The sequence below is a fragment of the Thermosinus carboxydivorans Nor1 genome, from assembly GCF_000169155.1.
In the GTDB taxonomy this organism is placed as follows: Bacteria; Bacillota; Negativicutes; order Sporomusales; family Thermosinaceae; genus Thermosinus; species Thermosinus carboxydivorans.
Genome location: NZ_AAWL01000025.1, coordinates 1 through 23,598 on the forward strand (window position 1 = coordinate 1; position 23,598 = coordinate 23,598).

25 protein-coding genes, 8 tRNA genes, 3 pseudogenes and 1 other annotated feature are annotated in these 23,598 nt (G+C 53.1%); of the genes and pseudogenes, 4 read left to right on the forward strand and 32 right to left on the reverse strand.

The window, feature by feature from the left end:
• From TCARDRAFT_RS12370 to TCARDRAFT_RS12430, 13 genes and pseudogenes are all read right to left on the reverse strand, one after another.
• Positions 1 to 222 (reverse strand): annotated as a pseudogene (locus TCARDRAFT_RS12370) (GTP-binding protein); the annotation flags it as partial.
• A 136-nt stretch (positions 223 to 358) separates the two neighbouring features.
• Positions 359 to 435, reverse strand: a tRNA-Met gene (locus tag TCARDRAFT_RS12375).
• A 4-nt stretch (positions 436 to 439) separates the two neighbouring features.
• A tRNA-Thr gene (locus tag TCARDRAFT_RS12380) sits at positions 440 to 515 on the reverse strand.
• Between the two features lie 4 nt (positions 516 to 519).
• A tRNA-Met gene (locus TCARDRAFT_RS12385) sits at positions 520 to 596 on the reverse strand.
• A gap of 15 nt (positions 597 to 611) precedes the next feature.
• Positions 612 to 687: transfer RNA gene (locus TCARDRAFT_RS12390), tRNA-Met, on the reverse strand.
• Between the two features lie 11 nt (positions 688 to 698).
• Positions 699 to 784: transfer RNA gene (locus TCARDRAFT_RS12395), tRNA-Tyr, on the reverse strand.
• A 9-nt stretch (positions 785 to 793) separates the two neighbouring features.
• Positions 794 to 869, reverse strand: a tRNA-Thr gene (locus TCARDRAFT_RS12400).
• A gap of 95 nt (positions 870 to 964) precedes the next feature.
• Positions 965 to 1,041: transfer RNA gene (locus TCARDRAFT_RS12405), tRNA-Met, on the reverse strand.
• Positions 1,042 to 1,113: 72 nt separating this feature from the next.
• Positions 1,114 to 1,199, reverse strand: a tRNA-Tyr gene (locus tag TCARDRAFT_RS12410).
• Positions 1,200 to 1,301: 102 nt separating this feature from the next.
• Positions 1,302 to 2,099: an undecaprenyl-diphosphate phosphatase gene (locus tag TCARDRAFT_RS12415; RefSeq protein ID WP_007290320.1), complete on the reverse strand. Its 798-nt coding sequence runs from the start codon at positions 2,097 to 2,099 to the stop codon at positions 1,302 to 1,304.
• Positions 2,100 to 2,270: 171 nt separating this feature from the next.
• Positions 2,271 to 2,975, reverse strand: a complete 705-nt coding sequence (locus TCARDRAFT_RS12420) for a DUF421 domain-containing protein (RefSeq protein WP_007290321.1) — start codon at positions 2,973 to 2,975, stop codon at positions 2,271 to 2,273.
• Positions 2,976 to 3,091: 116 nt separating this feature from the next.
• Complete coding sequence (locus TCARDRAFT_RS12425) at positions 3,092 to 3,616, reverse strand: peroxiredoxin (RefSeq protein ID WP_156784704.1); 525 nt, start codon at positions 3,614 to 3,616, stop codon at positions 3,092 to 3,094.
• A 94-nt stretch (positions 3,617 to 3,710) separates the two neighbouring features.
• The gene (locus TCARDRAFT_RS12430; protein WP_007290324.1) at positions 3,711 to 4,034 is read right to left on the reverse strand and encodes a hypothetical protein; all 324 of its coding nucleotides are present in this window, start codon (positions 4,032 to 4,034) and stop codon (positions 3,711 to 3,713) included.
• 223 nt (positions 4,035 to 4,257) lie between these two features.
• On the opposite strand from TCARDRAFT_RS12430, the gene TCARDRAFT_RS12435 reads away from it, so the two are divergent.
• Positions 4,258 to 4,554, forward strand: coding sequence for a hypothetical protein (locus TCARDRAFT_RS12435; RefSeq protein ID WP_007290325.1), 297 nt, complete (start codon positions 4,258 to 4,260; stop codon positions 4,552 to 4,554).
• Positions 4,555 to 4,600: 46 nt separating this feature from the next.
• Here the strand turns inward: TCARDRAFT_RS12435 and sigH are convergent, their stop codons facing one another.
• From sigH to TCARDRAFT_RS12500, 15 genes and pseudogenes are all read right to left on the reverse strand, one after another.
• A complete protein-coding gene (sigH, locus tag TCARDRAFT_RS12440; protein WP_007290326.1) occupies positions 4,601 to 5,332 on the reverse strand; it encodes an RNA polymerase sporulation sigma factor SigH in 732 nt (243 codons plus the stop codon).
• Positions 5,333 to 5,488: 156 nt separating this feature from the next.
• Positions 5,489 to 6,007 (reverse strand): NYN domain-containing protein, encoded by a 519-nt coding sequence (locus tag TCARDRAFT_RS12445; protein WP_007290327.1) that lies wholly within the window; start codon positions 6,005 to 6,007, stop codon positions 5,489 to 5,491.
• A gap of 2 nt (positions 6,008 to 6,009) precedes the next feature.
• Positions 6,010 to 7,383 (reverse strand): VanW family protein, encoded by a 1,374-nt coding sequence (locus TCARDRAFT_RS12450; protein ID WP_007290328.1) that lies wholly within the window; start codon positions 7,381 to 7,383, stop codon positions 6,010 to 6,012.
• A complete protein-coding gene (gene rlmB, locus TCARDRAFT_RS12455) occupies positions 7,380 to 8,126 on the reverse strand; it encodes a 23S rRNA (guanosine(2251)-2'-O)-methyltransferase RlmB (RefSeq protein WP_007290329.1) in 747 nt (248 codons plus the stop codon). The genes TCARDRAFT_RS12450 and rlmB overlap by 4 nt, the downstream gene beginning before the upstream one ends.
• A 159-nt stretch (positions 8,127 to 8,285) precedes the next feature.
• Complete coding sequence (gene thyX / locus TCARDRAFT_RS12460) at positions 8,286 to 8,972, reverse strand: FAD-dependent thymidylate synthase (RefSeq protein WP_007290330.1); 687 nt, start codon at positions 8,970 to 8,972, stop codon at positions 8,286 to 8,288.
• On the reverse strand, positions 8,953 to 9,339 hold the full coding sequence (locus TCARDRAFT_RS12465; protein WP_007290331.1) for a Mini-ribonuclease 3: 387 nt from the start codon (positions 9,337 to 9,339) through the stop codon (positions 8,953 to 8,955). The genes thyX and TCARDRAFT_RS12465 overlap by 20 nt, the downstream gene beginning before the upstream one ends.
• Before the next feature lie 121 nt (positions 9,340 to 9,460).
• Positions 9,461 to 10,907, reverse strand: a pseudogene (cysS, locus tag TCARDRAFT_RS12470) (cysteine--tRNA ligase).
• The gene (gene cysE, locus TCARDRAFT_RS12475) at positions 10,888 to 11,556 is read right to left on the reverse strand and encodes a serine O-acetyltransferase (protein ID WP_007290334.1); all 669 of its coding nucleotides are present in this window, start codon (positions 11,554 to 11,556) and stop codon (positions 10,888 to 10,890) included. Before cysE ends, cysS begins: the two are co-directional and overlap by 20 nt.
• A 47-nt stretch (positions 11,557 to 11,603) precedes the next feature.
• Positions 11,604 to 11,825: a binding site (T-box leader), on the reverse strand.
• Positions 11,826 to 11,900: 75 nt separating this feature from the next.
• Positions 11,901 to 12,326: a hypothetical protein gene (locus TCARDRAFT_RS16075; protein ID WP_232199136.1), complete on the reverse strand. Its 426-nt coding sequence runs from the start codon at positions 12,324 to 12,326 to the stop codon at positions 11,901 to 11,903.
• A 147-nt stretch (positions 12,327 to 12,473) separates the two neighbouring features.
• Positions 12,474 to 13,292 carry a glutamate--tRNA ligase gene (gltX, locus tag TCARDRAFT_RS16080; protein ID WP_007290336.1) on the reverse strand — a complete coding sequence of 273 codons (819 nt, stop codon included), beginning with the start codon at positions 13,290 to 13,292 and terminating at the stop codon, positions 12,474 to 12,476.
• Between the two features lie 265 nt (positions 13,293 to 13,557).
• Positions 13,558 to 13,797: a hypothetical protein gene (locus tag TCARDRAFT_RS12485; protein WP_007290355.1), complete on the reverse strand. Its 240-nt coding sequence runs from the start codon at positions 13,795 to 13,797 to the stop codon at positions 13,558 to 13,560.
• A gap of 77 nt (positions 13,798 to 13,874) precedes the next feature.
• A complete protein-coding gene (ispF, locus tag TCARDRAFT_RS16510) occupies positions 13,875 to 14,348 on the reverse strand; it encodes a 2-C-methyl-D-erythritol 2,4-cyclodiphosphate synthase (RefSeq protein WP_232199138.1) in 474 nt (157 codons plus the stop codon).
• Between the two features lie 24 nt (positions 14,349 to 14,372).
• Positions 14,373 to 15,032 (reverse strand): annotated as a pseudogene (ispD, locus tag TCARDRAFT_RS16515) (2-C-methyl-D-erythritol 4-phosphate cytidylyltransferase); the annotation flags it as partial.
• 129 nt (positions 15,033 to 15,161) lie between these two features.
• The gene (locus TCARDRAFT_RS12495; RefSeq protein ID WP_007290338.1) at positions 15,162 to 16,268 is read right to left on the reverse strand and encodes a PIN/TRAM domain-containing protein; all 1,107 of its coding nucleotides are present in this window, start codon (positions 16,266 to 16,268) and stop codon (positions 15,162 to 15,164) included.
• Positions 16,269 to 16,408: 140 nt separating this feature from the next.
• Complete coding sequence (locus tag TCARDRAFT_RS12500; RefSeq protein WP_007290339.1) at positions 16,409 to 16,903, reverse strand: CarD family transcriptional regulator; 495 nt, start codon at positions 16,901 to 16,903, stop codon at positions 16,409 to 16,411.
• Between the two features lie 228 nt (positions 16,904 to 17,131).
• Here TCARDRAFT_RS12500 and TCARDRAFT_RS12505 point away from each other — a divergent pair, with 228 nt between their 5' ends.
• From TCARDRAFT_RS12505 to TCARDRAFT_RS12515, 3 genes are all read left to right on the forward strand, one after another.
• Complete coding sequence (locus TCARDRAFT_RS12505; protein WP_007290340.1) at positions 17,132 to 17,527, forward strand: nucleoside triphosphate pyrophosphohydrolase family protein; 396 nt, start codon at positions 17,132 to 17,134, stop codon at positions 17,525 to 17,527.
• 144 nt (positions 17,528 to 17,671) lie between these two features.
• On the forward strand, positions 17,672 to 18,802 hold the full coding sequence (gene spoIIP, locus TCARDRAFT_RS12510) for a stage II sporulation protein P (RefSeq protein WP_007290341.1): 1,131 nt from the start codon (positions 17,672 to 17,674) through the stop codon (positions 18,800 to 18,802).
• 15 nt (positions 18,803 to 18,817) lie between these two features.
• Positions 18,818 to 19,156 carry a hypothetical protein gene (locus TCARDRAFT_RS12515; protein ID WP_007290342.1) on the forward strand — a complete coding sequence of 113 codons (339 nt, stop codon included), beginning with the start codon at positions 18,818 to 18,820 and terminating at the stop codon, positions 19,154 to 19,156.
• A 97-nt stretch (positions 19,157 to 19,253) separates the two neighbouring features.
• Here the strand turns inward: TCARDRAFT_RS12515 and TCARDRAFT_RS12520 are convergent, their stop codons facing one another.
• The 4 genes from TCARDRAFT_RS12520 to radA form a co-directional block, all read right to left on the reverse strand.
• Complete coding sequence (locus tag TCARDRAFT_RS12520) at positions 19,254 to 19,955, reverse strand: polysaccharide deacetylase family protein (protein WP_007290343.1); 702 nt, start codon at positions 19,953 to 19,955, stop codon at positions 19,254 to 19,256.
• Positions 19,956 to 19,997: 42 nt separating this feature from the next.
• Positions 19,998 to 20,714 (reverse strand): L,D-transpeptidase family protein, encoded by a 717-nt coding sequence (locus tag TCARDRAFT_RS12525; protein ID WP_007290344.1) that lies wholly within the window; start codon positions 20,712 to 20,714, stop codon positions 19,998 to 20,000.
• Between the two features lie 181 nt (positions 20,715 to 20,895).
• Positions 20,896 to 21,975 carry a DNA integrity scanning diadenylate cyclase DisA gene (gene disA / locus TCARDRAFT_RS12530; protein ID WP_007290345.1) on the reverse strand — a complete coding sequence of 360 codons (1,080 nt, stop codon included), beginning with the start codon at positions 21,973 to 21,975 and terminating at the stop codon, positions 20,896 to 20,898.
• Entirely contained in the window at positions 21,972 to 23,330 is a 1,359-nt protein-coding gene (radA, locus tag TCARDRAFT_RS12535) for a DNA repair protein RadA (protein WP_007290346.1), read from the reverse strand. Before radA ends, disA begins: the two co-directional genes overlap by 4 nt.
• Between the last annotated feature and the right edge of the window lie 268 nt (positions 23,331 to 23,598).

A 23,598-nucleotide genomic window follows, 5' to 3' on the forward strand; every position in this document is an offset into this window, starting at 1 on the left:
TTTTCGGTTTCGTACTCCACGTGGGCAGTGTTGCTGGTAATGCCGCGCTCTCTTTCTTCCGGCGCCTTGTCGATTTGGTCATAAGCCATGAATTCGGCTTTACCCTGCTTGGACAAGATCAGGGTGATCGCGGCGGTCAGCGAAGTTTTGCCATGGTCGACGTGACCGATGGTGCCGATGTTGCAGCTGGGGTTTCGTTCTTTCAAACTTTTTCTTGGCCATGTTCGTGCCTCCTTAAGCAAATAGTATATTCATAAAGAAATAGTATCATGTTACAAAAATAAATTATTCTCCCAAGTATGTAAAAATCCTGCCACCAAAAGGCAAAAACCTCGCTTAACGCGAGGTTTTTGCCTTTTGGTGGGGGCGCAGGGATTCGAACCCCGGACACAGCGGGTATGAACCGCTTGCTCTAGCCAACTGAGCTACGCCGCCATAATGGAGCTGATGACCGGGATTGAACCGGTGACCTTATCCTTACCAAGGATACGCTCTACCGACTGAGCTACACCAGCATGTTGGTTGCGGGGGCCGGGATTTGAACCTGCGACCTTCGGGTCATGAGCCCGACGAGCTGCCAGCTGCTCCACCCCGCGTCAATAACATATATTTGGTTGCGGGAGCAGGATTTGAACCTGCGACCTTCGGGTTATGAGCCCGACGAGCTACCAGCTGCTCGATCCCGCGACGCTAGCAAGTGGTGGAGGGGGAAGGATTCGAACCTTCGAAGGCGTCCGCCGGCAGATTTACAGTCTGCTCCCTTGGACCACTCGGGAACCCCTCCAGATAGTTATGGAGCTGGCGAAGGGAATTGAACCCCCAACCTGCTGATTACAAGTCAGCTGCTCTGCCAATTGAGCTACGCCAGCATGTTTTATCAGTAACGGAATTTATTATATTATATACAGCGACTTATGTCAATACATTCGGCACCGCTTTTTTTAGCTTCCACCCTGGTATTATTTGGTGGCGGCGCAGGGATTCGAACCCCGGACACAGCGGGTATGAACCGCTTGCTCTAGCCAACTGAGCTACGCCGCCAGAAATCAACTCACCGGACTTCGGGGTTACGACCGTCAGCAAATCCACGCCCGTACTCCCTGATCACAGCTTTGGTGGAGGGGGAAGGATTCGAACCTTCGAAGGCGTCCGCCGGCAGATTTACAGTCTGCTCCCTTTGACCACTCGGGAACCCCTCCGCTATCGGTTGTCGATCGTCAGGCAAACAGCATGACGCTGACAGAGTATTATGTTATCATATAAACCGCAGACTGTAAAGAGGAAATCCGTGGCTAAACCCTTTAACGCAAAAAGAAATAGTAGTAGGACAAACCGGCGAGAATAAAGCGGTAATAAGCAAAGGCCGCAAGACTGGATTTGTTAAGAAAGCCCAGAAACCACACAATTGACAGGTAGGCCACGACGAAGGCGGTGACAAAACCGATAGCGAATAGCTGAATATCACCCATATTCAGCTTATCCCATATTTTGAGCAAATCATACAGACAGGCCACCAGCATAAGCGGCACCGCGATGATAAAGGAAAACTCCGCCGCCGCCTTCCGGCTCAAACCGAAGAATAAACCGCCGGCAATGGTAGAGCCAGAGCGGGAAAACCCTGGCCACAGCGAGAGGATTTGAAATAGTCCCACCAAAAAGGCTTGCTGGAGTGTGATATCCTCCACATCGCGCGTCACCGGCCGTCTGGCCAGTTTCTCGGCAACCAGCATCAGCACGCCACCGGCCACCAAACCAACAATTACGGTGAAAGGGGAAAACAAATAGGTTTTAATCGGTTTGTGCAGGAGATAGCCAACCGCCATCACCGGCAGGATGCCGGCGGCAACATGAGCGGCTGACAGTCCGCCGGTAATGCGCAGGCGCCTAATGTCCAGCATCTGCAAGAACTTATCGCGATAAAGAATAAAGACCGATAAAATAGCCCCAAGCTGGATAAAAACTTCAAAGACGCTGGCTTTCTCCCCTTCAAACCCCAGCAACGATCCGGCCAAAATCATATGCCCTGTCGATGAAATAGGCAAAAATTCCGTTAATCCTTCAACAATGCCGATGATAACGGCAATCCAGTTTTCGTGCATGAATTCCTCTCCTTTCCGCCGCGCATTACGCCGGCACAACTTTCATTATACTCCCCTGCGTTAAAATCGCAAACCTTTTTACTGCATATTACGAAAAAACCTGCCCAGACATGCTGTCCGGCATGGTCTCACTGCGGCTGAATACCGCCATCAGCCAACATATCGCCGGGGTTAGTGCAAAAAGACGTTTTTTTCCCTAACATCGGCAGGCATAATGTACAGCCGGTGGTCTTGGTCCATAAAGGCTACGAAAACCCCATCAATTTTATCTTTATGCTGCCGGCGAAAGTTATCAATGTCTTGCAGGGATAAACCCAGGCGCGCCAAAACGCTCTCCTGCAGGTCTCCTTCCAGAATAACGGGAACCATGACACGGTTAGGTGGTACGCTTAGGTTAAGGTGGCGGGGCGTGACCGGCTGAAACTCGGCTTTTTTCAAAACGCTCACCTGGCCGTGCGGTTCCAAAATGGCCAACTCTACCTCGGTGATATCAAAACAGCCCCGGTCCCTTAAGAGCCCAAGCAGCATTTCCACCGTCATCTTGGTTTTGCGGAGATTGGCCTTGATTATTTGCCCGTTTTCAACCAGCACCACCGGCTGGTAGCTTAGTTTGCGCTGGACCTTGCGGAACTTAAGGGTTAGCCAGCTGATGACAACCTGCATCAAGGCCAAAATTATAAGGACTACTAAAGTACGGCTGAGCTCAATGCGCGGGTCGGCAATACCGGCCCCTAGGATGGCGCCGGCCGTGATTGATACAAGAAAGTCAAAAGAGGTAAATTCGCCAATCTGTCGGTTGCCCATGACCAGCCAGATAAAGAGCAGCGCCAGCATGCCAGCGATGGCGTGAAAAGCCGTCCCGCCCAAATTTTCCATTGCCCGCACCTTCCTCACCAGCAGTTGATAAGCACTTATAGTGTGAACTGCCGCCGCGGGATTTATAAGAAAGTGCGAGCTGCCCAGCCTCGGCGGGCAGCTTGCGCAATTCAAAGTTATAGCAATTTATCGCCCGGTTTCCAGTCCAGCGGACACAGCCCCCGAGTCTGCAGAGCCTGGAGCACCCGCAGCGTTTCCTCCACACTACGGCCTACATCCAGGTTGGTCACTACGAAATACTGGATAATACCATCGGGGTCAATTATAAATAGACCGCGCTGGGCAATACCCTTATCTTCCAGCAGTACACCGTAGGCCCGGGATACTTCCCGCGTAATGTCAGAGCCCAGCGGGTAGTCAATTGGCCCAAGGCCGCCGTCATCGACCGGAGTCTTAATCCAGGCCCGATGGCTGAAAACACTGTCGGTACTAACTCCCAAAATTTCCGCATTGAGCCGACGAAACTCGCCTAACCGGGTATTAAACCCTCTGATTTCCGTCGGTCAGACAAAGGTGAAGTCAAGGGGATAGAAAAAGAGAACAAGCCATTTTCCCTGATAATCAGACAGCTGCGCCACATGGTCGAGCGTCTCCAGGTTTTTGGTAGTCGGCAAACGAAAATCAGGCAGCCTTTTGACCAACCATTACTGCCATCAGAATTATCCTCCTTTACATTACTACCGCCTACCGCCAGTTGCCGCCCATAATGTACCCAAAAACCACCCAGATCATTCGCTACTCGCCGCAAGCTGGTCGAATAATGGCGCGGGGCGGAATATTCCGCACCGACGGCTCAAGAGCAATTTCCACTCCTCTTGTCTCAAGGTTGAATTTTACAACCATCTCTTCCCCACGGTAACAGAAGAATTCCTGCGGGATAATATAGATAATGAGATCGATGCCGTCTACCATGATTGACCCATTGGCAAACTCAACCGTCAGGTCATGGGGCGCAGCAAACGCCAGCCGCGACCCTACCCGCTGATTGGCAATCACCTCTGGCGACACATTTAACACTTTTGCCGGGTCAACGGCCTGCGCCTTTACGGTAAAATTCATAGGCTCCCTCCTAACCATAATAAAATTTGTTACATAAATAACATTTTCTTATGTCTTAGCCGGACAAACTTCCGCTGCCACTCGCCCCCGCTTAGTCAATATTATGGTATAATCAGAGGTAGCCCAACAATGCTTTTAAACGTCAGGAGGCGGAATCATTGCAAAAATTCACCTGCGACTGCGGCGGAAAGTCCGCGACGTATACTACAAAAACGGCGCCTACATGTGTAATCGCTGTTTCTGGCAGGACAGCGACAGCCCCTTTGATTACTTAATTAACATGCTTGCCAGCAAAGGCCTGGTCGTTACCTTCCACGGCGAACCGGTGCTGGTTTTAAAATTATTCAGCGCCGATTTTCTGGATGAAAAGGAAAAAATGGTTACCCCCGACGCTGCGTGGGTAACGGTCGCCGGCGACGATTTCTGGATGAACTATACCGGCCAGGTAGCAAACCTGCGGAGTTATATCACCGAATACGGCAGCAAAAAGGACCAAGGCTGCCAACATAAAGAAGACTAGCCGCGGCTGCGAATGAAAAAACGACATCAAAAACGATGTCGTTTTTTCATTCGTCATCAAGGGGTTCACCCTGTTTGTTATCCCGATCCTTTAGACCGGTCAGACCCTTATACACGCCGCGGACTTCGTCATCATCGCCGCGGTTGTCCAGATAACGTTCCAGTTTCCGCTTGACCCGCTGCAACGCGTTGTCAATCGACTTTACATGGCGGTCCAGTTCGCTGGCGATTTCCTGATAGGACTTGCCGTCCAGGTAAGACATAAGCACTTTCCATTCCAGGTCGCTCAAGATTTGCCCCATCTTGGCCTCAATATCAATAAACTCTTCCCGGCTGATCACCAACTCTTCCGGGTCAGAAATCTTGGAGCCGGACAACACGTCGAGAAGGGTCCGGTCGGAGTCTTCATCATATATCGGCTTATTCAACGATACATATGAATTCAGCGGGATATGCTTTTGACGGGTTGCCGTCTTGATGGCCGTGATGATCTGGCGAGTTACGCATAGTTCGGCAAATGCCCTGAAGGACGAGAGCTTGTCATTACGGAAATCGCGGATGGCCTTATATAACCCGATCATACCTTCCTGAATAATATCTTCGCGGTCGGCGCCGATCAGGAAGTAAGACCTGGCCTTGGCTCGAACGAAGTTGCGGTATTTATTGATTAAATACTCCTGTGCGACTGCGTTATCGTTGTCCTTGGCGTCAATCACTATTTCTTCATCGGTCATATTCTCAAAACGACTATACAGGTCGCGCTGAGTATTTGCCCGCATCGCATCGCCCCCATTCTGCAGTTTTTCGCATTGCCGAAAAAGAAAACGCACTAAGGCCTTAGTGCTTAGCTGATACCGGTACATGCCATATTCAAAACCAATTATACTCTACCGCCAGTTACCTAGTCAAGCCAATCTTGTCTGCGGAAAGCTCTCCTAGCGGCCGCGCCGCAGTTCGTTCAAGCGGCGCACCACCTCATGATTTAGCCGGCTGCCTAATTCATGCCGCCGGTAAGTCAGCACCGTCTCGCCATATTTATCGGCAACATCCCGTTTCATCTCCTGGACATTCTGCCATAATTCCCGGGCAGGTATCCGAAAGGCGCCTGCCCCCAGGATGACCATCTGCTCTGCCCAGTCGGAGGTGACTACATAGACGCGGTGTCCCTGGCGCACGAGATAATAAACCATCTTTTCAATGTAACTGTCGGCTGTTTGCCCCTCACTGGTATAAACTACTTCCAGGTCTGGAGTAATCTGCTCCACACTCTCCATTCCTGCCACCGCGTGGGCATCAAATACGATGATAACGCGATAGCCTTTATAGGCGCCGTATCCTGCCAGGATTTCCAGCAACTTCTCCCGGGCATGCTCCAGGCTATCCTCTTTCAGCGCCGCAAGTTCCGGCCAGGCGTTAATAACATTGTAACCGTCCACAATCAGCGTGGTATTCACACCTATTCCCCTATCTTATGTTCTTTATCCCCCAGCCCGCTACTCTGGGTAAAAGGCGGCAGCTTAACCCCCACTTTGACAATGGTGTTTTCCGGTAAATAGCGGTCTTTGGCCAATATTTCCCGCTTTATTTCCTGCCCGTTGCGCCGCACCACCCGGATGGTGGTAACTTCATAACCCGGCTTGCCCTGCTTGTCCACCCGCGTTTCGCCCAAAAACATATCCTGGTCCTGTTTTTTGATAATAGCTGGCGGAATGACCTTTCGTTCGGCGGCCAAAACCTCGACTGTCTCGTTGGTGCGCTCCTGGCCAAAAATGCCCACATGGAGCTTGTCGCCTTCCACCTCGGCCATAATCATAATCGGCCCGTTGGTACTGTTGCTAAACTTAAAGTCCAACACGCCATAAGCCACGGTTGCATCGCGGCCAAGTCCGACATAACCAAGCGGCTTGGAGTGGTTGGAACGCTCAACAACTGGTAAATTCGCCAGCAATACGGCATTATACAGGGTCGAAGACACTTGGCAGACACCGCCCCCTACGCCGGGCACAAATTCACCATCCACGATTTCGAGGGCTTCTTTAAACCCGTAGGCCTTTTCGCGCGGACCGACCGTTTCATTAAAAGAAAAGGTCTGTCCGGGATAGACGATATGGCCGTTAATTTTCCGGGCCGCTAAACGTATGTTGGCCGTCCGGTTAGTATCCTTCGGGTCAAAGACCGTGGTAAACCGGGAAAGGTTTTCTCGGATGCCGGTGCGCTGAAGGTCGGCCACCGTGATTTCTGGATAAACCGGCGTGACCGGCATGGCTACGTCCTTGACATCAGGGCTGCGCAGCGCTTTTAACAGCAGGGGACGCAGGGCCTCTGTCTCCAGTTTACGGCCCGGCTCTTGCGGAATAATCCCGCCGGTCAGCAGACTGACGGTGGCGTTGCGGGAGGGACGGTCGATATTTTCCTTCCACTGCGCCAGCAGGTTAGCCAGTTTAGTTTCATTATAGCGGAAACGCACGGGGACGCGATAGCCCTCGGCGGCGGCCAGATAAATATTTTTCAGGCGCTCCCACCAAACGCCACGCCGCCCGATCCCCCATACCTCTTCCAATGTCGCATCGGCGTCGAGAACGAAATCAATGGCGTCAGCCGTAATTTCAAACCGTGTATCGCCATAATATACAGCGACACGCCGCTCCTGTTGCTCTTTTTGCCACAAAAGCAGAATTTGATATACTTCCGCCCGGCCGATACCGCCAACATCAACCCCGTCGACCGTAACGCCGGCATAGACCCGCGGCCACAGCAGCGGCGAAAGGGCACTTGCAGCTAACGCAGCGCCAACCAGCGCAGCAATGATTGTCATGTGTTTTTTCTTCACGTCCCTTTCATCTCCCGCTGCCTTAGCACCTCATATAAAATTAGCGAACACGCTACCGATGCGTTGAGTGAAGAAAGGCGGCCGCGCATCGGGATGCGCACCAGAAAATCACAGGCCTCGCGCGTCAACCTCCCCATCCCTCGGCCCTCACTGCCCACCACGACAACCAGCGGCCCGGTTAAATCGGTTTCATAATAAGCCTTATCGCCCGCCATGTCGGCGCCGACGACCCACAACCCAGCCTTTTTCAATTTTTCCAGCGTCTGGACAATATTGCCGATCCGGGCTACCGGCACATACTCAATCGCTCCCGCCGACGTCTTGGCAACCGTTGCCGACAGGGGGCAGCTGCGGCGCTTGGGCAGCAGTACGCCGTGCACCCCGGTAGCGTCGGCGGTCCGCAAGATAGCCCCCACGTTATGCGGGTCTTCCAGTTCATCAAGCAGCACCAGGAAAGGCGCTTCGCCCTTGGTCTGGGCTTGGACTAAAATCTCGTCTACATCGACATACGCCACCGGCGCCACCATGGCCACCACCCCTTGGTGGCGGACACCCATGGCCAAGGCATCTAATTTGGCGGCATCTACTTCCTGGACCACCAGCCCTTGTTCGCGGGCCAAACCGACGATTTCCCGCATTAGTCCATGCCGCTCGCCTTTGGCTACTAATATTTTATTGATCGCCCGGCCGCTCCGCAGTGCTTCCATCACAACGTTCCGCCCGGCAATAATATCTTCGTTCACCCGTATTCCTCCTTCCGCCGCTAATCAGGCGGCCTTTTAGTATAACCGTAAATTCCGTTTGTTATGTAAAAAAGCGTAGCCGCTTACCACTTTCCGCTTACCGCGTTAAAAACTAATATCTTTGCCGTTAGTTACTTTTATGTAACAGAAAAACCGGGATTATTCCCGGTCTTTTTGCGTAAGCCGTCCCAGCCTGCCGCAAGACATTTCGCCCTCACTGCAGTAGCCAGCGGTGACGCACGTCGGCCCGGCTTTAGCAAAGAGCAGCGGCGCCACTTGCCGCACCTCGGCCAGCATGGCTTCTGCCAGGCGCCGGATTTCCCACTGGGCGCGGCTGCAACACCGGAGCTGGAAGAAATGCAGCAGTGACCGGGCATTCATTGTCACGACAATTTTGGTTTCCGTTGCATTTGGCAGAACATACCGCGCGTCTTCCTGGTGCACTCCCAGCGCCACCAGTTCATCATAAACACCACGAATTGTCTCCATCAACGCCGCAAATTTCTCCTTAGCCGCCGGATTAGCGCTGATCGTCGGCGGTAGGATGTATTCAAAATCATGTTCCTTTACATACCGCTGCGACTGTTGGGAATAAGAGGCAATGCGGTGGCGCACCAGTTGATGGGTCAGCACCCGGGAAACCCCTTCAATGGCGAAGGTAAATGTAACATGTTCCAGGGTTGACAGATGGCCTAGGCTGATAATCTTGGCCACCAGTCGCTGAATCTGCTCGTCCGACATGGTTTCTGCCAGTTGGGCCGCCCCTACCGGTGAGTAACACAGTCTTGCCGCCATCGCTACCGCCCGTTCAGGCTCGGGCGTGTGGTTAATCAGTTTTACCTTCATTCTTCTCCTCACCACATTCTTCATCACATTTCAATAATTTCCGGGAAATAATGACAAATGCCTTATCCATAATCTCATACAGGCGTTCATGCTGCTTACTGAGCAACAGATAGCCAAGCAGGGTCTCAAACCCGGTGCTGTGGCGGTATTCGCCAACCGAAGCGCTGCGCGGCGCTGCCTTACTAGCGTTACGCCCCCGCCGCACGAGGTCCTGTTCGGCTTCGCTGAGTTCTCCCGCAAGCTCCTTGACCGCCACTGCCTGCATTACGGCCGATACCATCTTGGCGTCATAGTTGTGCAGTACACGGACTTTCTGTTGTTCATAGGCCAATAGACGGGTACGCACATAAAGGGTTAAAGACAGCATCACCGATGTAAGCAAGAACAAGCCGGGTGGAGCCGCTCGGGCTCCACCGCGAAACTGTCAGCAGGGGCAGCGGCCGCCTGTTTCAGCATTTTTCCCATTAATAGCTGAAAGTGGTCAAATTTCAACGCCGTTTCCACCTTACGCCTTGCGGCGAATCTTCCAGAATAATGCCTAATTCGGCCAGGCGGCTGCGAATGCCATCCGCTGGTGGCCCAATCCTTGCGCTGTCGTGCTTCCTGACGGACAGCGATAATGATATCCATCAGCCCGGCGACAAGTTCGCAATCGCCTTCCAGCAGGCCGGCCCGTTCCTTTACTAATATTCCCAAAATATCGGCCATCATGAAATAAGCGTCGCGCATTTCGGCCAAGGCCTGGGGCATCGAGCACCGCCTTTCCGGGCCACCACCTGACTGTAATAAATATTGATCTCTTTCGCCAAGCTGAACATGACGCTAATCGCCCAAAGCGGTGTTGAAATCATCGTCCATGGCCGCGTAAAACTCGGCTTTCGCCTGGGCAGCCGCCCGGCGGACAGTGTCGGCTTGTTCACCGCCGGCACCGCCGGGCAGCTTCTCTAACTGGCGGATGTTGTGCACGGCCGTGCGCAGACGCTCCAGGCTGCGCCCGGCTTCCGCCAGCCGCTCATCGCTGAAGTCCAGCGGACTGCGGTAATGGGTAGACAGGATGAAAAACCTGAGCACCTCGGGCGGGTAATGAGCCAGAATGTCTTTGACGAGGAAGAAGTTGCCGAGCGATTTGCTCATTTTTTCCTCGTTGACGGTAATAAAGCCGTTGTGCAGCCAATAGCGCACGAACGGTGCCTCGCCCGTATACGCTTCCGACTGGGCAATTTCGTTTTCATGGTGGGGAAAGATAAGGTCACTGCCGCCACCATGGAAGTCAAAACCGTTGCCTAGATATTTCAGCGCCATAGCGCTGCATTCAATATGCCAACCCGGCCGCCCCGGCCCCCATGGACTGTCCCAGGCCGGCTCGCCCGGTTTGGCGCTTTTCCATAAGGCGAAGTCCATCGGGTGGCGCTTGCGTTCATCGACGTCAATACGGGCGCCGGCCTTCATGTCCTCCAGGCTGCGGCCGCTCAACTGGCCATAGGGAGCAAACTTTTCCACACTGTAATAGACATCGCCGCCCACGGTATAAGCGTAGCCCTTGTCGATAAGCCGCTGGACGATAGCAATAATGTCCCCAATGTGGTCGGATACGCGGGGATAGACATGGGCCCGGCGGACGTTAAGTTTATCCATTACTTCAAAATAGGCAGCAATATACCGGTTAGCGATAGTGTCCCAAGTCACACCCTCCTGGTTGGCAGTATTAATAATTTTATCATCGATGTCGGTAAAGTTCTGGACATGAAAAACGGCAAAACCGCGATGTTCAAGATAGCGGCGAATAACGTCCCAGGTAATAAACGGCCTGGCGTTGCCAATATGGGGGTGGTTGTACGGCGTCACGCCGCAGACATACATTTTTACCTTGCCAGGCTCCCGCGGAACAAATTCTTCTTTTTGTTTGGTCAAGGTATTATACACTCTTAGCGCCATGTTTGTTCAACTCCTCTTCCAGTTGGGCAATACGCGCCTCCAGCTTTTCGATCTTCCGCTGCATGCAATTTAACATCTCGGCCACCGGGTCGGGCAGATTGTTGTGTTCCAGGTCGATATCGTCAATCCGCTTGCCGTCTTTGACGACAACACGCCCCGGGATGCCTACCACCGTAGAGTTGGGCGGCACTTCCTTGAGCACAACCGAACCAGCGCCAATCTTGGAATTGTCGCCGACCTTAAACGACCCGAGTACTTTAGCGCCGCTGGCCACAACGACATTGTCGCCGATAGTAGGATGACGCTTGCCTTTTTCCTTGCCTGTACCGCCGAGCGTCACCCCCTGATAAAGCGTTACATTGCGGCCAATCTCGGCCGTTTCCCCGATCACCACGCCGGCGCCATGATCAATAAACAAACCTTCCCCTATTTTGGCTCCCGGATGGATTTCAATACCCGTGAGAAAGCGGGCAAAATTGGAAATCAGGCGGGGCAGTACGATCCACCCCCGCTTGTAAAGGCGGTGAGCAATGCGGTGCAGCCAAATGGCATGTAGTCCCGGATAGCATAACAGCACTTCCAGAACGCTTTTGGCCGCCGGGTCGCGTTCAAAGACAACCTGAATATCCTTTTTTAAGCGTTCAAACATTATTCTCCTCCTCCAAACTAATTGCCAAAATAAAAAGACCACCATCTCACAGAGACGGTGGTCCGTGGTTCCACTCTGCTTGGGTACGAGTCGCTCGCACCCCACTTTCCACAAAATAACGGCTGCGGCCGAGACGGCATACTTTAAGTTTCCGCCGTCCAGTTCACGGGCGCATTTCGACGCTCCTGCCCCAGCACCGCTCGCAGCCAATGGCGGCGCCTCTCTGGCGGGGTGGACCTGCGTCTACTTCTCCCGGTCATAACATTTCCGAGTATTATGATAAGTTTTCTGCGGTTGGTGATTTCATTATACACAGCCGTTAGGCAACTGTCAATCAGAGGAGGTTAGAGCCCGATTTTGGCTAAGGTCTGCTGTAGCCGGACCAGCGTCCGTTCCTTGCCGATGATGGCAATGAACTTGTCCAGGTCGAGACCGTGCGTCCGGCCGGTAAGGGCGACACGAATCGGCATGTACACTTTTTTGCCGCCCACTTTTAGCTCTTTCGTGATACCTTTCAGCACGGCTTGCACGGCCGGAGCGACCACCACCTGCAGGGCGGCCAACTTGCTCTTAAATGCCGCCATTACCTGCGGGATATCGGGGTCAGTCAGCACTTGCCGCGCTTCGTCGCTTTCAAATTCCACTTCATCCTTAAAGAAAATATCCACATGGTCGACAACTTGAGCCGCATAACTGATATAATCCTGAACGGCGGCCACCACCTGGACCAGCCAGGCCCGCTTTTCCGGCGTCACCCGGCTCCTGCACATAGCCGGCTGCCTGTAAGTGAGGCAAAGCTAATTCGGTAACAAGGGCCGGGTCGGCACGGCGAATATAATGGGCGTTAATATAGTTCAACTTGTCCAAGTCAAAGACGGCCGGATTCTTGGCTACCCGGTCCATACTGAATTCCCGCACTAGTTCATCAATGGTAAAAACTCCCGCTCATTAGCCGGCGACCATCCCAGGAGAGCGAGGAAATTAACCAGTCCCTCCGGCAAATAGCCAAGCTGCCGATATTGCTCTACCGACGTAGCGCCATGCCGTTTGCTCATTTTCGTCCGGTCCTTGCCTAAGATAAGCGAAATATGCCCAAATTCAGGCAGCTCAAATCCCAGCGCCTGGTACAGCAGCACTTGCCGCGGCGTATTGGAAAGGTGTTCTTCGGCCCGAATGACATGGGTAATGCGCATCAAGGCATCATCAATGACCACCGCATAATTGTATACTGGAATGCCGTCAGACTTGACAATGACGAAATCGCCGATGCCGTTAGAATCAAACGTAACTACGCCACGCACCAAGTCCTTGAAGACAATCTGCTGGTTTTCCGGCACACGAAACCGCACCGCCGCTTTGCGACCTTCGGCGGCCATACGCCGGCGCTCCTCCTCGGTCAGACCAGCGCAGCGCCCACTGTACCGCGGCGTCTCGCCCCGCGCCAACTGGGCCTGCCGCTGGGCCTCCAATTCTTCGTCGGTGCAATAACATAAATAGGCTTTCCCCTCGGCGATCAACTTGTCGGTATACTGACGGTAAATATCCAGCCGCTCGGTCTGACGGTATGGGCCATAAGGACCGCCGACGTCGACGCCTTCATCCCACTGGATGCCCAGCCACCGCAGCGCTTCTTTAATGTTTTCTTCCGACTCCTTGCTGGAACGTTCCAGGTCGGTGTCCTCAATCCGCAGTATCATTTTGCCGCCGTGCTTTTTCGCCAGCAGCCAGTTAAACAAGGCCGACCGGGCTCCGCCGATATGAAAGGGACGGTAGGACTGGGAGCGAACCGCACGCGCAGTTCCCGCTTAGACATTTATATCCCTCCAATAAAATCGAACCTAAAGCAGCCAGTTCGTCTGTCTTTTCCATGTTATTGTAAATCATTCCAGCTTTTTTCGCAAGGATAGGCCGCACGCCGCCGCGGACTGTAAAACGGCACTTGGCCGGAAGGCCAAGTGCCGCACCATTATTCACTGCTGATTTTAATTACAAACATACCGTTCACAATATCGGGCGCAATCCAGGTAGTAAACCCGCAGCGCCGCGTGTCACCGGTTTGGCGCCGTCAGCCAGCACGGCAATCCGCCACACCACGCGGTCGTTGACAAACAGTTCGCCGCAGGTAGTACCGTCGTCCTGGCGGGAAATACCTATGTTAATCTTAAAATCGGCGGCGCTGGCCACGCCAGGCCAGACGAGAAGCATCAACAGACATAATAATAAGCAGAGTAAGCGGCGCACCGCAAGCCACCTCCGAAAAAGCGCAGAAAGTTATTACTTATAATATGCGGACGCTCGCTCCTTTTATGCACCGAACATTATCGACGGACAACGGTGGCGACCGCCTGGGCCGCAATGCCTTCACCGCGGCCGGCAAACCCTAGTCCTTCAGTAGTGGTCGCTTTGACATTAACCCGGTCGACATCTATGCCCAGCACTCGGGCAATGTTGGCGTTCATTTGGGCGATGTAGGGCGCCAGCTTAGGTTTTTGGGCAATGACAGTGGCGTCGACATTACCCGTCTCATACCCGTTCTCAGCGAGTATTTCCTTGACGCGCGCCAGAAGTTTTAGGCTGGAAGCCCCTTTGTACCGCGGGTCGGTATCGGGAAAATGCCGCCCAATGTCCCCAAGAGCCGCCGCCCCCAGCAGGGCATCTTTAATGGCGTGCAATAGCACGTCGGCGTCCGAATGGCCTTCAAGACCATATTCGTACGGGATCTCTACCCCGCCTAAAATAAGTTTACGGCCTACCACCAAACGATGCACATCATAACCAATGCCTACCCGCATACCTTTCCCCTCTCCCAGTAACGCCGCGGCAATCACCATGTCTTCCGGCGTCGTGATTTTCAAATTGCGGTAACTGCCTGGCACCAGTTTTACCGGCATCCCCATCCGTTCCACCAAGGAAGCGTCGTCGGTTCCCAGAAAACCTTCCGCCGCCGCCAGGGCGTAAGCCTGGCGCAGAATGGCGGCCCGAAAGGCCTGCGGCGTCTGAATAGCCCACAGTGTCTTCCGGTCAGGGGTAGTAACCACAAAACCGTTATCATCAGCCACTTTAATCGTATCTTTGACCGGTACGGCTACTACAGCGGCGCCGTACCCTCGGGCGGCGGCGATAACATTTTCAATTGCCGTTTGGTCTACCAGTGGCCGGGCGCCGTCATGCACAACAATAATTTCCGCCTTGCCGGAAACGGCAGTGAGAGCATTGGCCACTGAATACTGGCGTTCACTGCCGCCGGCGACAACCTGACATTTGGGGGCCAAGGCCATGGCGGAAACCAAAGAGCGCATTTCTGCCATTTCCTCCGGCCCGCTGACAACAATGATTTCGTCAATCTGCGGACAAGCGGCCAATTGGCGGATGGTGCGGACCACAAGCGGAACGCCGGCCAGAGTCAATAGCACTTTGTTGCTCCCGGCGCCCATGCGCCGCCCCTGCCCGGCGGCGGCAATAATTGCTGTTACCATGCTCTACGACCTCTCTATATGGAAATTGGAAAGTAAAAGGTGGAAAGTGGGAAACGGAAAGTAGCAAACGGAAAATGGCAAAAGAAACGCCCTGAAGCGGCCACCGCGCTTGAGGGCTGATATCGGACCTTATAACGCCTTTGGTTTAGCAAAAATCATCCGGCCGGCGGCAGTCTGCAACACCGAAGTTACCAAAACGCCGATGGTTTCACCAATATGGCGCTTACCGCCATCAACAACGATCATGGTTCCGTCGTCCAAATAGGCAACGCCTTGACCGACTTCCTTGCCGTCTTTGACCACATGAACGACCATCTCCTCGCCGGGAAGGACCACCGGTTTCACGGCGTTGGACAGTTCGTTGATGTTGAGGACAGGTACGCCCTGGAGTTCGGCGACCTTGTTAAGGTTGTAATCATTGGTGATGATCTTGGCCTTAAGAAGCTGACCCAGTTTTACCAGTTTGGAGTCCACCTCGGTAATATCGTCAAAGTCGCGGTTGTCGATCTGAACATACATGCCAAGTTCTTTCTGAATACGGTTGAGAATATCAAGACCACGACGGCCGCGATTACGCTTAAGCAGATCGGAAGAATCGGCAATGTGCTGCAACTCTTCCAGCACAAAGCCGGGAATAACCAGCGTACCTTCAATAAAACCGCTTTTGCAGATATCGGCAATGCGGCCGTCAATAATAACACTGGTATCGAGAATCTTATACTGGGAAATGTTGGCGCCCTTTTCCTTCTGCCGATCTTTGCCCATGCGCGGCAGGGAGGCAAACAGGGCAACCAGTTCATCGCGTTTGCGAATCGCCACATTTATGCCAAGATAACCCAGAATAATGCTAAGCACCCCGGGAACGTAGGTGCCAATAATCGGAATCGGGAGAAAGGCGGAACCCAAAAGATTAGAAATTATAAGTCCAACAGCGAGACCTAACGCGCCTGCCAGTACGTCATAGACGGGCATTTTATTAAGCCTGGCTTCTACCCAGTAAGTAAATTGCCACAAATGTTTAATCAATAGCGGCGCCACCAAAAAACCAACCGCACCGCCAATCAGCCCACCGAACAGGAAAGACATCATGGTAGCCATGGTAATACCAAACACACCGACGCGCAGAAATTCGGGACTAACCACAGATGCCAGGAGTGGTATGATCCGGTCGGTCATCATCAGACCGCCAATGGCCGCCAGTACGGTGATTACAAAACGGAGCGTTTTATCAAGCAAAAAAACTTCACCTCCTCCCATATTGTTATATTATAAAATACATTCCGCTTTCCCACAAGAGATTGATCACCCAAAAGCCAAAATGTGGAAATCCTTCCCTTTTAGTCTATCCAGTATTTAGAGAAAAATACCTTAAAAGTTTACCTGTTTGGCGCTATTTTTTTGCACCAGTCCGTCACCCAGCCTTCAACGCTGTCGACATCCTTGTCACAGGCCAAAACCAACTCGCTAATCAAGATTTGTTTCGCGGTGTCGAGCAGCCGCCGCTCACCGGTGGAAAGGCGCCTGGTTACCTCTTGCTTCATCAGATTGCGCACCACTTCCGCCACTTCCAAGATGCTGCCGCTTTTGATTTTCGTCAAACTATTGTTAATACGCCGGTTCCAGTTGCCCGTATCCTGCTCAGGCGAAGCGCTAAGAACTTCCTTTACCTGCGCAATCTCCGTCTCGCCGACAACAGCGCGCAGACCGCTTTGGCCGACTTGGTCCTGTGGAATCATGACACGCATGCCACCGTAAAACATGGTCAGCACATAGTAATATTGTTTTTTCCCCAAGACTTCATGCTCCTCCAGCGCTTCAACGATACCGGCGCCATGCATGGGATAAACGACCTTGTCACCGACGGCAACCATGTATACCCCCCCCTGCCTATATTTAGTATACCATAAGGCCTATCAATTTTCAAATTTTATTAGTTTACCACACCGTCCTGTCATTGTCAATCCAACTTTTCCACCTGCAGGCGTTGACAATGCCGGAGAGCGCCTTATATAATTAACTCAAAAGTTAGCGCGTTCAAGCGAATGCATTCTCAAGCAACCGCCCTGGGATCGAACCGCCAAAGTGAGAGGTGCTGTGCCATGCATGACAAATGTTGTCTGGACTTCCAAGCCGCTGTAGATCAATACCTTATTCGCCACCGGAGCATTTTAGACGTGTTGACCAAGTACCAAGAGGCAACCGCCCGGGTTAACCGGGCTATGGCCAAAGCCGTCACCGAGTGTGGCTGCGTAACCGTCCAGGCATCGCGCCCGCAAATCCCCCCAGACGCAACATACAGTGAACTCCGCCAGTTTATGTCGTCGCACCTTTCCGGAGAGCCCTGCGCCGCCTGCCGTGAAATAATCGCCAAAGAACTGGGGCACAGCCTGTTCTATCTGGCCGCCCTGTGCAACCTCACCGGGCTCAACCTTCATGACATCATGCGCCAGGAACGCAGCAATCTCACCACCCTTGGCGCCTACCACCTATCCTGACAGATAATTTCTTCTCCCCAACTAACCCCTTGCCGTTTTAAAAGCGCAACCGGCCATCCGGTTGCGCTTTTTCAGTTGCGCTTTTACATAAAGGAAATCACCGGCGGAAATGATACAAATAATGTTAGCAGAAGAGGTGTACTTATGCGCTGTATCTACGTCTTCGTTCTCCTGCTGCTGTCCATGGCAACCGCTCTGCCGCCGGGACGGGCCGCCGGCAGCCCTTATGACACAGCTGAGCTGGTCTCCGGATACATGACGATCGTTGATGAGAAGGGTGGTGTCATCTTTCAAACTGGGCTCGCAGTCCACCCTGGCGATGAGTTTATCGACGAGAACGACCGGGTTTACGAAATAACAGCCGTGGAAGGAACACTGGCCAAGGCCCGCTATGTACGCGATGAGACGTACAGCCAAAGCGAATTTGACGCCATCCCGGTGCAAGCTCCCGCTGCGCCAGCCCAACCACCGCTTATCGCCATTTACCATACCCATACCGACGAATCCTATATCCCGTCCGACGGCAAAGCAACCGAACCGGGAAATGGCGGTGTTATGCTTGTTGGCGACAGTCTCGCCAAACGACTGGAAGAACTGGGTTTTGCCACCGATCACAACAAAACCCTCCATGAACCGCATGACGCTAACGCCTATCAGCGCTCACGCCGAACAGTGATGAAATTGCTGGAACGCAAACCGGTGGCCCTGTTTGATATTCACCGCGACAGTGCACCGCAAAACATCTATAATACTACGATTGCCGGCGCACCCGCCACCAAGATTTTGTTAGTCGTTGGCCGGCAAAACCAGAATAGGGAAACAACTATGGCCTTTGCCCGCCAGATTAAAGCCGCCGCCGATGCCAAATACAGTGGACTTATCCGGGGCATCTTTATTGCCCATGGCAACTATAACCAGGATCTCAGTCCCCGGGCTATGCTGATTGAAATTGGCACTCAGTACAATTCCCGCGACGCAGCCGAACGCAGCGCCGCCTTATTTGCCGACATTGTGCCCGCTATCCTTAACGGCAACCAGCAAGCCGTCGGCGTCGCTCCGGCGGCGCCGGACGGCGCCGGCCCAGCGCATTATGTTCAACCCACTGCCAGTATCGGTCGCGATATTCTCGTCATCGCCGGCGCCTTAATTGCCGGCGCCGGCGCCTTCCTCTTCCTCAGCACCGGCAGTTGGCAAGAAGCGAAAAGCAAGCTGGCGCAGTTTAAGGCCAGAGAGTTTCAAGACCTGCTTTGGTTTCGGCGCAAACGCAAACGCTAAGGGAGGCTACGCTCTATGGTTCGCCACCGCCGTTTCTGCCTTATCTTGGGCACGTTGGCCATAGGCGGACTCCTCCTATGGATCCTTTTGTCCTATCTTCCCCTTCATATTCTTTCGGTACAGCAAAAACCGGAACAGCCGCCGCAAAAAATTTATGACTATTATACCATCGTGGAGGAAACCACCGGCGCCGTACTCATGCGTGTCCCGCTCGTCGTGAGCGTCGGCGACGAACTGATATCGGAAGATAACAAACGCTACCGCGTTGTCAAAGTAGAAGAAGACCGGGCCTACGCCCGGTTTATTGAAGATATAAATATCGACCAACCAAAACCACGGCAACGGGGCAGGTAATTATTTAACAGTAACTTTAGCAGCGAGTTGTCCTATATTATCGATAAAACATGGACAGTCCTCAACAAAAATGAAGCTATAAATCAATGCATAATTATCAATGACGGATTTCGTAGTATTGTAATAGTTCGCTTACGGTTATGAAAGTATACCCTCTTTCTTGCAGCCGGTCGATGATAACTCCTAGCGCTTCCGGTGTATACCGGGCGCAGGCGCCTTCATGCAAAAGCACAATACTGCCCGGCTCAATTTTTCTTATGACCGCGCCAATAATTTGATCGGCGCTCTGTGCACACCAGTCACGTGGGTCGATTGTCCATAGTATGGTTGTATAGCCGCGCTTACTTAGTTCAGCGACTACGCGGTCATTATAGCCGCCGCCGGGAGGGCGAATAAGCGTAGGCTTAGGCGCTACGGCACCAATCGCCTTTTCGGTTTTTTCTATTTCTTTCGCAAGTTCCCCTTGCGATAACTTATTTAAAAAGTGGTGTGTATAGCCGTGACTTTCGATTTCATGGCCATTCGCCGCGATCTCGGCCAATAGCCCGGGATATTTCTCCGCCTGAGAGCCTAAAACAAAAAAAGTAGCCTTTACCTGCTTGGCCTTAAGCACTGCTAAAAGCTGCAAGGTAGTGTGCGGGTGCGGCCCGTCGTCAAAGGTAAGCACCGTCACCTTGTGTGTTGTCGGCACTTTTGTTATTGCTTTCGCCGTGCCCAGAAAAGTATCATGCGCCATGGCCATGCTTACGATACCCGCGATAACCAACAAACTCCAAAACAAGGAACGCGCGTATTTCATGTCAATAACTCCTTTCATAATCGATATACCGGCCACAACAGGCTAGATACCTAAGAGATCAAGCATTTGCCTATTAACGACGCCGTTAACCTCCAGACCTTTGTCAGCCTGGAAAGCACGCACCGCCTCCTCCGTTACGGCGCCAAATATGCCGTCGGCCCGCGCCTTAAGATAGCCTAACTCCTTTAGTTTTACTTGCAACATGACGACATCGGCGCCGGTCATTTGTTTTTTCAGGGTCCGTTGCACTTTTACCTTGGGCCCGACGATTTTTACCTCCGTCCCGATTGGTACCCACTCAAACAGTTCTTCCACATCTTTATTGCGCATGCGAATACAGCCGTGGCTGGCAAACCGGCCGATCGACCACGGGTTATTGGTACCGTGGATGCCGTAAACTCCCCAGGGTACGTTTAATCCCATCCAGCGCGTGCCAAACCCCGATCCCCAGTTATAATCTTTCCATACGACTTTCCATTCCCCCACGGGAGTAGGTGTTTTGCTTTTTCCGACCGCAACACGGTATTTTTTGTAAAGCTGTCCGTCGTTATATACTTCCAAAATGCGCTCTGGCACTTTTATAATAATACTAACCGTACCTGTCGGAGCAGTAGTAGGCTGGTTGGGGATGGCGGCAAGCTCCCGTTCATCGATTGTATATTCCAGCCCCAATATGCCAAGATAGAGACAGAGCAGTAATGCGGCCACGCCGAAATAGAGCTGACGCCGCCGAATTTTTAGCGAAAAGAACTTATTCATTTATCCCCCTCCACCAAATTGCTGCAATTTTACCCGTTAATATGGGTATTGTGGCCGATAAAAATATATGATTTAATTTCGCGTTATTTGGTCGTTGGTAGCGAAAAAATCCGCTAACTAAAAAACCCCTTGCACCCTAAGAGGATGCAAGGGGTTATATCGCAATTACACAGACCCAAAATCAACCATGACGGTCCAGCAGGGCTTGTTCGCGTACCCGTTTGAGACCGTCTTTTATTGTTTTGGCGCGCACTTCGCCGATACCTTCCACTTCGTCCAGTTCGGCGATAGTAGCATTGTAAATGCGGTGTAATGTCTTAAAATGAGCTACCAAGTTTTCTACGACCAGCATAGGCAGTCGGGGGATGCGCCGGAGCACGCGGTAGCCCCGCGGCACCACCGGTACATCGAGGGCATTGGCGGTAACGCCATAGCCGAGAAGCCGGCTAACGGCAAGGGCATCCAGATTTTCTTCCGGCAACGCGGCCAATTGTTCCCGCACCTGTTCCTGCACCTTGGGGTCAGCACTTGTGCAGTAGTCCTTGATGAGCAGTTGCTCCTCGTCTTCTTCGGTCATAAGCTCTTCCATCTGCATGCTGACCAAGCGGCCTTCGCTGCCAAGTTCGATGACATGCCGCTCTATTTCCCGGGCAATGCGGCTCACTTGCTCGGCCCGGATAATGGCTGCGGCAACGTCGGTAAGCGTTACTAAATCCTCAAACTCCAAAGCGCTGAGGGTCGTGAGACTGCGGTTAAGAACGCGCCGGTACTTCTCTAGCGTCTGCAGGGCCTGGTTTGCCCGGCTGAGGATGACCGAAATGTCTTTGAGAATATAGCGCAGATTGTCAAGATACAGGGTAATGATATGGCGCCGCTGGGAAATGGCAATAACCAGCGCCCCTGTCTGCCGGGCTACCCTTTCGGCGGTGCGGTGGCGCGTTCCTGTTTCCGTGGTGGGCATAGTGGCGTCAGGTACAAGCTGGGCGTTGGCGTAGAGGATGCGTTTGGCATCATGGGATAGGACAATGGCCCCATCCATTTTAGCCAGTTCGTAAAACCCAGACGGGGTGAAATCACAGTTTAAGGAAAAACCGCCGTCCACCAATTCCATAACGGCTGGCGAATCGCCAATGACAACCAGCGCCCCCATTTTAGCCCGCAAGACATTCTCCAGTCCTTCCCGTAGCGGCGTACCGGGCGCCAGCGTCCGGATGGCCCGGATAAACCGACCATCCCATATGCGTTCCTGTCCTTTTATCATAAAAATACTGCCTCCATTGCCTCTTCCACGCTACTCACGCCGATTATTTCAAGCCCCCGCTGCTTGCCCTTCACGCCGCTCACATTGCCGCGCGGCACGATAATCCGCCTAAACCCCATGGTAGCGGCCTCGCTGATCCGCTCGTCAAGCCGTGAGACCATCCGCACTTCCCCTGTTAGTCCCACTTCGCCCACGACGACGGCATTGTCTGCAACCGCAACATTGCGAAAACTGGACGCAATTGCCAGCGCCACGGCCAGATCGGCGGCCGGCTCAGTCACCCGGATGCCGCCAACCGCGTTGACATAAGCGTCCTGGTTGCCCAGCATCAGCCCTACTCGCTTTTCCAGGACGGCGAGCAACAAGATGAGGCGGTTGTAATCAAAGCCAACCGCCATGCGGCGGGGCATGCCGAAACAAGTGGTGCTGACCAAGGCTTGCACTTCAATCAAAAGCGGCCGCATTCCTTCCATGCAAGCCATTACCACCGACCCTGGCACCTCGCGGGGCCGCTCGGACAAGAGCAATTTGGAAGGGCTGGCGACTTCGCTCAGTCCAGTTTCTTCCATGGAAAAAATGCCGCTCTCGCTCGTCGAACCAAAGCGATTTTTCATGGCCCTGAGCACGCGAAACGCATAACTGCGCTCCCCTTCAAAATAAAGGACTACGTCTACCATATGTTCTAACAGCCGGGGGCCGGCGATATTGCCTTCTTTCGTCACATGGCCAATGACGGCAATGGGGATGCTGGTCTCCTTAGCCAACCTCAGCAGCTTGCCTGTCGATTCGCGCACCTGGCTTACGCTGCCCGGCGCCGCCGCAAGCTCCGGGCTGTACATTGTTTGAATGGAATCAATTACCACCAGCGCCGGCTTCATGTTGGCCGCCGCTGCCGCAATTGCGTCCAGGTTGGTTTCAGTCATAATATAGAGGTTATCCTGCAAACTACCGAGCCGCTCAGCCCGCATCCGCGTCTGGGCGGCCGATTCCTCGCCGGACACGTACAGCACTCGGCCCTGCCGCCGGCCCACCCCGGCGGCCACTTGCAGCAGCAAGGTAGACTTGCCAATCCCCGGATCGCCCCCTATCAAAATGAGCGCCCCTGGCACAATGCCGCCGCCCAATACCCGGTCGAATTCGGCTAGGCCGCTGCTAAAACGCGGCACCGCCGTAGCATCCACTTCCGTAATAGGGCGGGGTTTACTGGGTGTTACATATTTTATTTTGGCCGCCGGCTTGACTGCCAATTCCTCGACCAGCGTGTTCCAGGCGCCGCAGCCAGGACAGCGCCCTAGCCATTTGGGCGAATCATAACCGCATTCCTGACAGATAAACATAACTTTCATTTTGGACAAAGTCTGCTGCTCCTTCCAGAATAAAAGCACTAGCGCACATCTTTAACAAAACCGCAAAGATATTCATGCCAATAAATTGGCGCTACAGACAATAAAAAACTATATTTAACCGCCAAGAACACAGAGGTACGATTTTATCGCGTGCATGTTAAAAACAAATCCCCTCTGCGTCCTCTGTGTTCCCATACTTTCCATCTTGAAGTCACCGCTTTTTAAGGTAAAACGCAAAGGGCGACAGGGCGCACCCAAAGCGAAAAAGCACTCACAT